This window comes from Peribacillus sp. JNUCC 23 (assembly GCF_053653995.1).
This window is the reverse complement of sequence record NZ_CM132202.1, coordinates 279,581-292,331: the sequence shown is the minus strand read 5'-3', so window position 1 is coordinate 292,331 and position 12,751 is coordinate 279,581. Positions and strand designations below refer to the sequence as shown.

At 42.6% G+C, this 12,751-nt stretch carries 5 protein-coding genes and 3 rRNA genes; 1 reads left to right on the top strand and 7 read right to left on the bottom strand.

The features are described from left to right. Positions 1–258: 258 nt before the first annotated feature. The 5 genes from JNUCC23_RS01525 to JNUCC23_RS01505 all read right to left on the bottom strand — a co-directional run bounded on the left by JNUCC23_RS01525 (position 259) and on the right by JNUCC23_RS01505 (position 6,635). Positions 259–378, bottom strand: coding sequence for a hypothetical protein (locus tag JNUCC23_RS01525; protein WP_454213889.1), 120 nt, complete (start codon positions 376–378; stop codon positions 259–261). A gap of 116 nt (positions 379–494) precedes the next feature. Beyond that, positions 495–1,394 carry a tyrosine-type recombinase/integrase gene (locus JNUCC23_RS01520; protein ID WP_454213887.1) on the bottom strand — a complete coding sequence of 300 codons (900 nt, stop codon included), beginning with the start codon at positions 1,392–1,394 and terminating at the stop codon, positions 495–497. Between the two features lie 342 nt (positions 1,395–1,736). Beyond that, positions 1,737–1,852 (bottom strand): 5S ribosomal RNA (gene rrf, locus JNUCC23_RS01515). Positions 1,853–1,918: 66 nt separating this feature from the next. Further along, positions 1,919–4,854, bottom strand: a 23S ribosomal RNA gene (locus JNUCC23_RS01510). Positions 4,855–5,085: 231 nt separating this feature from the next. Beyond that, positions 5,086–6,635: ribosomal RNA gene (locus JNUCC23_RS01505) — 16S ribosomal RNA — on the bottom strand. The 16S, 23S and 5S rRNA genes sit together here, the layout of an rRNA operon. Positions 6,636–7,298: 663 nt before the next feature. Between JNUCC23_RS01505 and JNUCC23_RS01500 the strand changes: the two genes are divergently transcribed. Beyond that, positions 7,299–8,441: a SpoIIE family protein phosphatase gene (locus JNUCC23_RS01500; protein WP_403077175.1), complete on the top strand. Its 1,143-nt coding sequence runs from the start codon at positions 7,299–7,301 to the stop codon at positions 8,439–8,441. A 169-nt stretch (positions 8,442–8,610) separates the two neighbouring features. Here the strand turns inward: JNUCC23_RS01500 and JNUCC23_RS01495 are convergent, their stop codons facing one another. Both JNUCC23_RS01495 and JNUCC23_RS01490 read right to left on the bottom strand, forming a co-directional pair. Then, positions 8,611–9,444 (bottom strand): CheR family methyltransferase, encoded by an 834-nt coding sequence (locus tag JNUCC23_RS01495; protein WP_403077394.1) that lies wholly within the window; start codon positions 9,442–9,444, stop codon positions 8,611–8,613. 398 nt (positions 9,445–9,842) lie between these two features. Beyond that, a complete protein-coding gene (locus JNUCC23_RS01490) occupies positions 9,843–12,662 on the bottom strand; it encodes a response regulator (protein WP_454213885.1) in 2,820 nt (939 codons plus the stop codon). Between the last annotated feature and the right edge of the window lie 89 nt (positions 12,663–12,751).

The window sequence follows — 12,751 nt, the reverse complement described above, 5'->3', positions numbered from 1 at the left end:
ACCTATTCGGTTAATCCTCAAATAGCCATTCAGTCACTTTTAGAATTATTATACCTAAAGAAACCCCGAATCATATGCATTTCAATGATCTGCTCTCGGGGGTTTCTTTGTATAGTTTTCTCAATATTCTCCTGGCTATCTTATGATAGGTCGTAAACGTATCACAAATCGTCTTTTAGACCAAATCAGTAATCGATTATTTTGTAAAGATTATGGGAAACTGAATGATAGACAAACTAGTGAGTAGCGACAATTTTCCTATATATAGTGAAGATCGTGACATAACATATGATTACCCAAGGTAGTTCCAGGCGTATTCGGAATCGCTGTAGCATAGCTGGTCCTATCTATCTTATTAACAAGTTCTTTTATTGGCAATGTTGCAAAAAATCCAGCGACAGCTTCATCTATAACAACCTCATCATTCGGTCAATCAATCATAAGCATGATCTAGAATTCCAGCGATTTCAATTTAATACTTCCCCACAACTCATTTAAGAAAAGGCCTGATCAATCGCCTGTCCAAAATCTACTTCCTTATTCTTCACATATCGTTTTGTCATATTTAAATCCTTGTGACCCGCCAACTTCGATACTGTCTGTAACTCCACCCCGTTATCTATCAGTTGCTGACAGAAAGTATGTCGGAGCTTATGTGGATTAACATGATACTTTTTTAACATATATTGCACAGATCGTGGAGTGATTCGCTGCCCATAGCTGGATAAAAAAAGCGGTCCTCTAAGATCTTTATTTTCACCTAAAAAATAACCTATATGCTGAATTGCTTCTTGAGACAACGGTACAATTCTATCTACTTCATTCTTTGAATTACGAACGACTATCGCTTTCTTTTCATCCTTCTCCACAAGATCACTATCATTTAGATCACATAACTCAGAAACCCGAACGCCGGTATGAAGCATGATATACACCATTGCAGTGTTCCTTAAATTCCCATCTGCTTCTACCTCTTTTAATAAGGTCTTTTGTTCCTGCAACGTCAACACTTCAGGAATATCGTTTTTTTGCTCATTAATTTTCCGGTCTATATTCTTCATCAAAGAGGACTGACCAAGATATTTACAATACACTTTCAAGGCCATATAATGTTTCTCTATCGTCCCTGCGCTTCGTTGGTTAGTTTCTAAATGATCTAGATAAGCCTGAATACCATCTTCACTCATGTGCCCTCCAAAGTCCTTTTCTGCCCACTCAAAAAATTGGGTAAGCACACCTGAATAAGTCTTAACTGTATTTTCCGATTTCTTTTGTTTTTTCAACCACTCGGTAAAGGAGCGAAATGTCATTTCTTGGTCAAATGCTTCATTATGACGTTCCAACGTAAATTCATTCCTCCAGTGAAAATTCAGAAGTTTAACTAATTTTAACACAAGTTTACTTTTAATACGAAATCAGTTCACCGCCAAATGTCTTCTTTCTCCCAAAACGAATGATAACCTCTTTAACATTTTTACTCTGTTAAGGATATTCAAAAGTCCGGTAAGAAAGCTTGCTAATTATATCAAAGCGCATTTTTGACCTTCTGTTAAAATCAGGCACGTCCTGTGCTGCAACAGAGAAGGTAGCACACCCTATACAAGTCCGGTCCTCAACGTTCCTGTATATGGCAAAAGGTCTGAGACGAGATCCCTCGCAGAACTTCTCGGCGCTTTTATCCACCTTTTTGAACAATTGAAAAAGAGACCAGCTATAAATAGCTGATCTCTCGAATTGCTTGGCAACGTCCTACTCTCACAGGGGGAGACCCCCAACTACCATCGGCGCTAAAGAGCTTAACTTCCGTGTTCGGAATGGGAACGGGTGTGACCTCTTTGCTATCGCCACCAAACAATAAAGGAATATCATTCCTTCAAAACTAGATAATAAGAAGGATTTTTGCTTTTTCAAGAACAATAAGGTTAAGTCCTCGATCGATTAGTATCAGTCAGCTCCACATGTCGCCACGCTTCCACCTCTGACCTATCAACCTGATCATCTTTCAGGGATCTTACTAGCTTACGCTATGGGAAATCTCATCTTGAGGGGGGCTTCATGCTTAGATGCTTTCAGCATTTATCCCGTCCGCACGTAGCTACCCAGCGATGCTCTTGGCAGAACAACTGGTACACCAGCGGTGCGTCCATCCCGGTCCTCTCGTACTAAGGACAGCTCCTCTCAAATTTCCTGCGCCCACGACGGATAGGGACCGAACTGTCTCACGACGTTCTGAACCCAGCTCGCGTACCGCTTTAATGGGCGAACAGCCCAACCCTTGGGACCGACTACAGCCCCAGGATGCGATGAGCCGACATCGAGGTGCCAAACCTCCCCGTCGATGTGGACTCTTGGGGGAGATAAGCCTGTTATCCCCGGGGTAGCTTTTATCCGTTGAGCGATGGCCCTTCCATGCGGAACCACCGGATCACTAAGCCCGACTTTCGTCCCTGCTCGACTTGTAGGTCTCGCAGTCAAGCTCCCTTGTGCCTTTACACTCTACGAATGATTTCCAACCATTCTGAGGGAACCTTTGGGCGCCTCCGTTACATTTTAGGAGGCGACCGCCCCAGTCAAACTGCCCGCCTGACACTGTCTCCCGCCCCGATAAGGGGCGCGGGTTAGAATTTCAATACAGCCAGGGTAGTATCCCACCGACGCCTCGACCGAAGCTAGCGCTCCGGCTTCACAGGCTCCTACCTATCCTGTACAAGCTGTACCAAAATTCAATATCAGGCTGCAGTAAAGCTCCACGGGGTCTTTCCGTCCTGTCGCGGGTAACCTGCATCTTCACAGGTACTATAATTTCACCGAGTCTCTCGTTGAGACAGTGCCCAGATCGTTACGCCTTTCGTGCGGGTCGGAACTTACCCGACAAGGAATTTCGCTACCTTAGGACCGTTATAGTTACGGCCGCCGTTTACTGGGGCTTCAATTCAAAGCTTCGCCTTGCGGCTAACCTCTCCTCTTAACCTTCCAGCACCGGGCAGGCGTCAGCCCCTATACTTCGCCTTGCGGCTTCGCAGAGACCTGTGTTTTTGCTAAACAGTCGCCTGGGCCTATTCACTGCGGCTTTTCCGGGCTATTCACCCTAAAAAGCACCCCTTCTCCCGAAGTTACGGGGTCATTTTGCCGAGTTCCTTAACGAGAGTTCTCTCGCACACCTTAGGATTCTCTCCTCGCCTACCTGTGTCGGTTTGCGGTACGGGCACCCTACATCTCACTAGAGGCTTTTCTTGGCAGCGTGGAATCAGGAACTTCGGTACTATATTTCCCTCGCCATCACAGCTCCGCCTTAATGGAAACGGGATTTTCCTCGTTTCCGGCCTAACTGCTTGGACGCGCATATCCAACAGCGCGCTTACCCTATCCTTCTGCGTCCCCCCATCGCTCAAACGATGTATAGGTGGTACAGGAATATCAACCTGTTGTCCATCGCCTACGCTTTTCAGCCTCGGCTTAGGTCCCGACTAACCCTGAGCGGACGAGCCTTCCTCAGGAAACCTTAGGCATTCGGTGGAAGGGATTCTCACCCTTCTTTCGCTACTCATACCGGCATTCTCACTTCTAAGCGCTCCACCAGTCCTTCCGGTCTAGCTTCAACGCCCTTAGAACGCTCTCCTACCACGGATACCATACGGTATCCATCCACAGCTTCGGTGTTACGTTTAGCCCCGGTACATTTTCGGCGCAGAGTCACTCGACCAGTGAGCTATTACGCACTCTTTAAATGATGGCTGCTTCTGAGCCAACATCCTGGTTGTCTAAGCAACTCCACATCCTTTTCCACTTAACGTAAACTTGGGGACCTTAGCTGGTGGTCTGGGCTGTTTCCCTCTTGACTACGGATCTTATCACTCGCAGTCTGACTCCCGAGAATAAGTATTTGGCATTCGGAGTTTGACTGAATTCGGTAACCCGTTGGGGGCCCCTAGTCCAATCAGTGCTCTACCTCCAATACTCTCATCTCGAGGCTAGCCCTAAAGCTATTTCGGAGAGAACCAGCTATCTCCAGGTTCGATTGGAATTTCTCCGCTACCCACACCTCATCCCCGCACTTTTCAACGTACGTGGGTTCGGGCCTCCATTCAGTGTTACCTGAACTTCACCCTGGACATGGGTAGATCACCTGGTTTCGGGTCTACGACCTCATACTCATGCGCCCTATTCAGACTCGCTTTCGCTGCGGCTCCGTCTTATCAACTTAACCTTGCATGAAATCGTAACTCGCCGGTTCATTCTACAAAAGGCACGCTATCACCCATTAACGGGCTCTAACTACTTGTAGGCACACGGTTTCAGGATCTATTTCACTCCCCTTCCGGGGTGCTTTTCACCTTTCCCTCACGGTACTGGTTCACTATCGGTCACTAGGTAGTATTTAGCCTTGGGAGATGGTCCTCCCTGCTTCCGACGGGATTTCTCGTGTCCCGCCGTACTCAGGATCCACTCAGGAGGGAACGAAGTTTCAGCTACAGGGTTATTACCTTCTTTGACGGATCTTTCCAGATCACTTCACTTACCCCGTTCCTTTGTAACTCCATGTTGAGTGTCCTACAACCCCAAGAGGCAAGCCTCTTGGTTTGGGCTATCTTCCGTTTCGCTCGCCGCTACTCAGGAAATCGCGTTTGCTTTCTCTTCCTCCGGGTACTTAGATGTTTCAGTTCCCCGGGTCTGCCTTCAGTACCCTATGTATTCAGGTAAAGATACTGTTCCATTACGAACAGTGGGTTTCCCCATTCGGAAATCTCCGGATCAAAGCTTACTTACAGCTCCCCGAAGCATATCGGTGTTAGTCCCGTCCTTCATCGGCTCCTAGTGCCAAGGCATCCACCGTGCGCCCTTTCTAACTTAACCATATGGTGGCTGATAAACGAAAAGTTTATCAAACAACCTAGTTGTTAAAAGGTCTTACTTGATGTCTTGAAAAATTAATGCAAAAATTTGCCTTCTATCTATTATCTAGTTTTCAAAGAACGATTCGGCAACGAATAAGCAAAAGACTAATCTGTTGCTTTCATTTACCACGAATGAATGAATTACTCATTCAAAACTGAACAAAACAAAAGCGCTCGTTATATTCCTTAGAAAGGAGGTGATCCAGCCGCACCTTCCGATACGGCTACCTTGTTACGACTTCACCCCAATCATCTGTCCCACCTTAGGCGGCTGGCTCCTTGCGGTTACCTCACCGACTTCGGGTGTTACAAACTCTCGTGGTGTGACGGGCGGTGTGTACAAGGCCCGGGAACGTATTCACCGTGGCATGCTGATCCACGATTACTAGCGATTCCGGCTTCATGTAGGCGAGTTGCAGCCTACAATCCGAACTGAGAATGGCTTTATGAGATTCGCTTACCCTCGCGGGTTTGCAGCTCTTTGTACCATCCATTGTAGCACGTGTGTAGCCCAGGTCATAAGGGGCATGATGATTTGACGTCATCCCCACCTTCCTCCGGTTTGTCACCGGCAGTCACCTTAGAGTGCCCAACTAAATGCTGGCAACTAAGATCAAGGGTTGCGCTCGTTGCGGGACTTAACCCAACATCTCACGACACGAGCTGACGACAACCATGCACCACCTGTCACTTTTGTCCCCGAAGGGAAGTCCCTATCTCTAGGGAGGGCAAAAGGATGTCAAGACCTGGTAAGGTTCTTCGCGTTGCTTCGAATTAAACCACATGCTCCACCGCTTGTGCGGGCCCCCGTCAATTCCTTTGAGTTTCAGCCTTGCGGCCGTACTCCCCAGGCGGAGTGCTTAATGCGTTAGCTGCAGCACTAAAGGGCGGAAACCCTCTAACACTTAGCACTCATCGTTTACGGCGTGGACTACCAGGGTATCTAATCCTGTTCGCTCCCCACGCTTTCGCGCCTCAGTGTCAGTTACAGACCAGAAAGTCGCCTTCGCCACTGGTGTTCCTCCAAATCTCTACGCATTTCACCGCTACACTTGGAATTCCACTTTCCTCTTCTGCACTCAAGTTCCCCAGTTTCCAATGACCCTCCACGGTTGAGCCGTGGGCTTTCACATCAGACTTAAGGAACCACCTGCGCGCGCTTTACGCCCAATAATTCCGGACAACGCTTGCCACCTACGTATTACCGCGGCTGCTGGCACGTAGTTAGCCGTGGCTTTCTGGTTAGGTACCGTCAAGGTACCAGCAGTTACTCTGGTACTTGTTCTTCCCTAACAACAGAACTTTACGACCCGAAGGCCTTCTTCGTTCACGCGGCGTTGCTCCGTCAGACTTTCGTCCATTGCGGAAGATTCCCTACTGCTGCCTCCCGTAGGAGTCTGGGCCGTGTCTCAGTCCCAGTGTGGCCGATCACCCTCTCAGGTCGGCTACGCATCGTGGCCTTGGTGAGCCATTACCTCACCAACTAGCTAATGCGCCGCGGGCCCATCTGTAAGTGACAGCCGAAACCGTCTTTCCACCTCTTCTCATGCGAGAAAAGAAATTATCCGGTATTAGCTCCGGTTTCCCGAAGTTATCCCAGTCTTACAGGTAGGTTGCCCACGTGTTACTCACCCGTCCGCCGCTAAATCAAGGGAGCAAGCTCCCTGTCATTCGCTCGACTTGCATGTATTAGGCACGCCGCCAGCGTTCGTCCTGAGCCAGGATCAAACTCTCCAAAAAGTGTTTGACTTGCTCATTGTTTTTATAGTGTGTACTCACTTCAATTAAAACGTTGGCGCTTTGTTTTGTTCAGTTTTCAAAGAGCAATTTGTTGTTAAGTAAAATTAACTTTAACATACTAATGATTAGTTGTCAACTTCTGCGAAGTTTCAACGTTGTTGATACTCGCCATGTTTCTCAGCGACTAATTCATCTTATCATCCATTTTATAAGAAGTCAATTTTTTTATAAAATGATTTTTTCTTATTACTTAACTAGCCGTGTCAAAATAGTAATGTTTAGCCATCGCTCAATCAGCAACTTTTATAGATTACTCCTCTTTCTTATTCTTGTCAATATCTTTTTTACCTTTAGCCTTAGATTTCTATTTCGTAAATTTCATATTCTCACTATATTATATGTTTAATATTTTGTACGGTGGGTATTGTACATGGAATGTGGACTTTTTACACCTTACACTACTAAAAATCAGAGTGTTCAGATCGCCCTATAACACTTTACTTATTTTCGATTTCTACATAACTAAGATATAATATAATGCATATAAGTTCAGCTATACATATTTTGATTATGATGGATATTCACTATCAGACCTCAATTACAGCCATGATAAACAATATGAAAAGGTACCTTCCGATGCATAAACCCAAAGGAGAATAGAGAATGACGATTTTAATCGTAGACGACAACCAGGTTAACCTTTTCGTAATAGAAAAGATATTAAAGAAAGCTGGTTATAATGATTTCACTTCGCTTACATCTGCTCAACAATTGTTTGATTATTTACACATAGACTCCGGAAGCCCCAAGGAAACGACTGTTGATATTATTCTTTTAGACATAATGATGCCCGATATTGATGGAATCGAAGCCTGCAGGCGCCTGCAAACGATCCCACATCTTAAGGATATTCCAGTTATCTTCGTTACTGCACTTGAGGATTCGAATAAAGTTGCTGAAGCTCTTGATGTAGGCGGCATCGACTACATTCTAAAACCAATAAATAAAGTGGATTTACTTGCACGCATCCGAGTTGGACTTCGTCTTAAATATGAAAAAGACTGGCATCGAATGCAAGATGAAAAAATGGCACGTGAACTTGATTTGTCCATGCAAGTACAAAGTAGTCTGCTGAGCGAGCCCATATCCCTTGAGAACCTAGTCATTAAAGCATCATATTTTCCAGCTAATAAATTAGCTGGAGATATGTATTATTGGCATCGAATTGACGATAAGCGATACGGGGTCATCTTGTTGGATATGATGGGACACGGAATTACCGCTTCCTTAGTCTGTATGTTTATCTCATCTGTCTTACGCGACGCAATACGAACTCATACAAATCCAGAAGAAGTTATTAATGAGCTTAACCACTGGATGTCAATTTTAAATAAAGAGGAAAACCAAGTTCATTATTATTTCACTGCCATCTATCTGATTATTGACACACAAGAAAAAACAGTAGACTATGTGAACGCAGGACACCCACCCGGTTTTGCCTTAATTGATAACAAAGAGGTATTTCCTCTTTCAAATGGAAGCTGTCCAGTTGGATTTTTCAATGACATGAAGATAGAAAAGGATACTTTGACTTACCAAGATGACATTCAAATACTTTTATTTACAGACGGGGTAATGGAGGCACTTGAAACTAACGAAGCAGACGGGCTAGTTCAATTAAGGAAAGCTGTTTCAAAAAAATGGCTGACTTGCCGCGAAGATGCTCCCATCGATTTAGTCTTGCCAAAACACCTTCAGATAGATCAACCAGATGACATGTGTGTTGTCTTAATTCAAGCAAATTAGGAAAATCAGTTATACTTTTTAATTTACTTTCAAATAAGAGCGGGGATGCCTCAATAGGACCAGACCCTTTTTTAGGCATCCTCGTTTTTAAAAAATAAATTAGATTTTTTAGTTCCTTGCGTAAACAGCCTACCCATTGTTTCATCAGACATGGCTGCTTTAGTTTTCCTTATACTTTACGATAAATTTTCTCCAGAGAATCAAAATCTTCATATTTATCACAAAATAACATAGTACGAATGGTTTCTTTACTTCCTAATCCAAGAAAACCACCTTTACTTAGACTATCGTAGAATAACTGATTAACGTCCTCTTGCAATTCTGCTGTAAAATAAATCATAACATTCCTACACATGATAACGTGAAATTCATTAATAGAACTATCTGTAACCAGATTGTGCTGAAAAAAGTCAATATTACGGAGCAAATCAGGATTTAAATAGGCATGCTCGTAATCTGTAGAATAGTATTCGGAAAAAGCTTGATTCCCACCTGCTTGCAGATAGTTTTTTGTATAAGACTGCATTCGAGTTAATGGAAGAACCCCTTTTTCTGCTTGTTGTAATACTTTCTCACTCATATCTGTTGCATAGATTTTCGCTCGATCATAAAGGCCTTCTTCTTCAAGCAAAATCGCCATTGAAAATGCTTCTTCTCCAGTAGAACACCCCGCATGCCAAATCCGGATTTCAGGAAGTTCTCTTAAGTACGGGATCACTTTGTTCCTAAAAGTTTTAAAAAATCCAGGGTCCCGAAACATCTCTGTTACATTAATCGAAAAGTCTTCCAGCATTTTTTCAGCATACCCTTTTTCATACATTACCTTTTCAATTAACCCGCTAATTTTCTGTACTCGCTCCAACCTCATTCGGTTTTCAATCCGTCTCTTAATTGAAGATCTCATATACCGACGAAAATCGAAACCAGAAACGCGGTAGATTGCTTGCAACAGTAAATCTATTTCAAAATCTTCTCTTTCCTCAATGGTTAATAAATCTTTCATGTAATTATCCTTCCCAAATCTCTCCAAAATTGTTTTTAGCAAGAAATGCGCTAGCCCTCCTAATACCAATACAGAAGTCGCGACGTACCCTAAACGTCCAACTGGTAATGGTTTTAAAATATTAAAAATCCACACTTTATCTTCCTTTACTGAAAGTTATATGACTACGAAGAATGGACCACTTGCCTTAATCAGTAAAAACTTATCGGTTTCTTCCCCAAAACAAAAGCGCAAGCACCTAATGTATGGACGCTAAACGCTTTTGTATGACATTATGCCTATTTAATTATTGATACCCCATTACTCTTTGTATCAAACCATCACAAATACAATCTTCCATACACTTCTCTTATGATTAACCTAACTAAGTCGGATAGTCGAAGAATAAACCGAAATCTTCATATTGGTTTTACGGTTCCATTCGTCAACCAAACTCGTAATACAGAAAGAAGTTGGTTTAGCTTGAGCGGCTTGCTAACATAATCGGAGGCTCCTGCTTTCAAGCATTTCTCACGGTCACCTTTCATTGCTTTAGCTGTCAAAGCAATGATTGGCATGTCATTAAACTGACCGGTACTACGAATTCGACGCATCGTTTCATACCCGTCCATTTCAGGCATCATAATATCCATCAGAATAGCGTCAATTGTATGGTCTTTTTTAACGATTTCTAAACATTCCAGTCCATTCTTAGCAGTTAGGATTTTCATCCCTTGCTGTTCAAGCGCATTTGTTAAAGCATAAATATTGCGATGGTCGTCATCCACAACTAAAACCGTTTTGTTTTGGAAGAGATTATTTGGTTTATGTGTCTCAGTCACACTTTGTCCTTCCACAGAAGGTTCATGGTTAAATCCAACGCTTTTACTAACAGGCTCATTTATCATTGCCGCCACTTGTAGAATGGCAGAGCCAACTTCATCTGATTCCTCGATACCTTCTGGTAGACTAGGGATGAATAGCGTGAAGACACTTCCTTTCCCTTCTTCGCTATCAACAATAAGCCATCCTCTAAGTAATTTAGCAAACTCTCGGCAGATCGATAAACCCAAACCGGTACCGCCATATTTTCTCATGGTTGCACCATCGCCCTGCTGAAATGCTTCAAAAATCAACTGTTGCTTAGATTTCGGGATACCGATCCCAGTATCAGCAATGGAAACTTCAAGCCAGCCATCCGCTCCATTTGTATTGATCCACTTACCCAGTTTCTTTTCTTCTGCACACTTAATATGAACAGATATTGAGCCAGTTTCCGTAAACTTAAAGGCATTAGACAATAGATTTTTCAGTATTTGCTGTAAGCGCTGTTGATCGGTAAAGAATATATCTGGTACATCCTTATCCTTTTGTACGTTAAATTCCAGTCCTTTTTTCTGAGCAACATGCTCAAAATTCCGTGTAAGCAATTCAGGTAATTCACTTACATTCATTTCGTCAAAAACAACATCCATTTTTCCTACTTCAACTTTTGATAAATCCAAAATATCATTGATAAGCGATAACAAATCTCGCCCTGAAGAATGAATAACCTTAGCAAAATCTTGTTGCTCCTCTGACAAAGTACTTTCGTGCTCTGAAAGCATCTCAGATAGAATAAGTATACTGTTAAGAGGTGTTCGTAATTCGTGAGACATATTAGCTAAGAACTCTGATTTATACTTCGAACTTTGTTTCAACTGTACAGCCTGATCTTCAAGATTTAATTTAGCACGCTGCAATTCTCTTGATTTCGCTTCTGTTTCACGATTTCTTTCTTCCAGTTGTTCATTAATCATGCGTAGCTCTTCCGCTTGCGTCTGAAGTTCTTCAGATTGGGCTTGCATTTCTTCGGATTGAGATTGCAATTCCTCCGATTGTACTTGCAATTCTTCTGTTTGAGCCTGTGATTCTAGTAAGAGTCGTTCTATTTCTACACGACCCTGTACGCTATTAATCGTAATCCCAAGTGTTTCAAGAACACGTCGAAGGAAGTTTTGCTGTAACTTTGTGAAAGTTTCAAAACTGGCAAGCTCAATTACAGCAACAACCTCATCTTCAAAAACAACCGGTGCAATGAAAATGCTTTTTGGCGCTACTTCTCCTAAGCCTGTTGATAATACTTTATAATCATTTGGGACTTGATTGATAATCTGTGATTCTTTTTCTAAGGCACACTGACCAATTAAACCTTCCCCTAATCTGAACTCCAGACGTCCTACTTCTTCTCCATCAGCATAGGATGAAAGCTTTACAAATTTAGCTTCTTCTCCTTGTCCTCTTTTAATATAAAAGACTCCTAGAGAAGCTCCCATCAAAGGCGTCAATCTACCGATAACACGCTGCCCAAGGGTTTCCATAGTAACGATACGTTGATACATCGTAGCAATGTCGGCCAGTCTGGTCTGAACCCAATTTTGCTCACTAATTTCCGTTGTGAAATCTTTTTCTTTTTGATAGGATACTTCTAATGATGCCGCCATCTCATTAAAAGCTTGGGCAATATCGCCAATTTCATCTTTGGTCTTCACATGTATACGCGGAAGGTCCGTTAGATAATTAAAATCAACTTTTTTCATTATATTTGTGATAGATCTCAGATCCTTGATCGTACTTCGAATCAACCAAATCATCGTGATAGTAATAACAATAATCACTAGGCCAACAGAGATTATGATAAATCGCATAATTGCATTATAGGTTTCATTCGCTTCTTTCAGCGCCTCATTCATCAAACCTTCTTGGAAATCTTTGAATTTCTCTATAGAACTCGTTACTTTCAATCTCTTATCTCTTTGTTCATCCATAAGTACATTTAAATCAGATGCAGATTTACCTTGTTCAAGTGCATAAATGATTTTTGTTTCCGTTATCACATAGGAACCATAATTCGCTTCAAGCTGTTTAATCAACTGCGATGCTTGGCTTCTATTTACAACTTGCGACAACTCAGCAATCTTCAAATTAATTTCGCTTTGATTATTTTTAATTATCTCCAAACTATTTCTAACTTCTTGTTCATTAATGGAATCATTGACCGCATAAAGAATTTCCCGATCGCTACGTGAAAAGAATTGACGTATTTCCATTGCAGTACTTACTTTAACATACCGATCCTCAACGATTTCCGTTATATTGCTTTTTACACTGTTCACCATATATACAATACCTAGTAGCATGATCGCTAAAAAAAGGATGATTACGCCAAATACTACTAATTGTTTCTTTTTAAAACTCACCCTATCTCCTGCCCCTCATGATTTTATTTATACAATCTAACTCTCAAACGATTAATGGTACTCGCCAAGAAGGAATGTGACTCTAATGA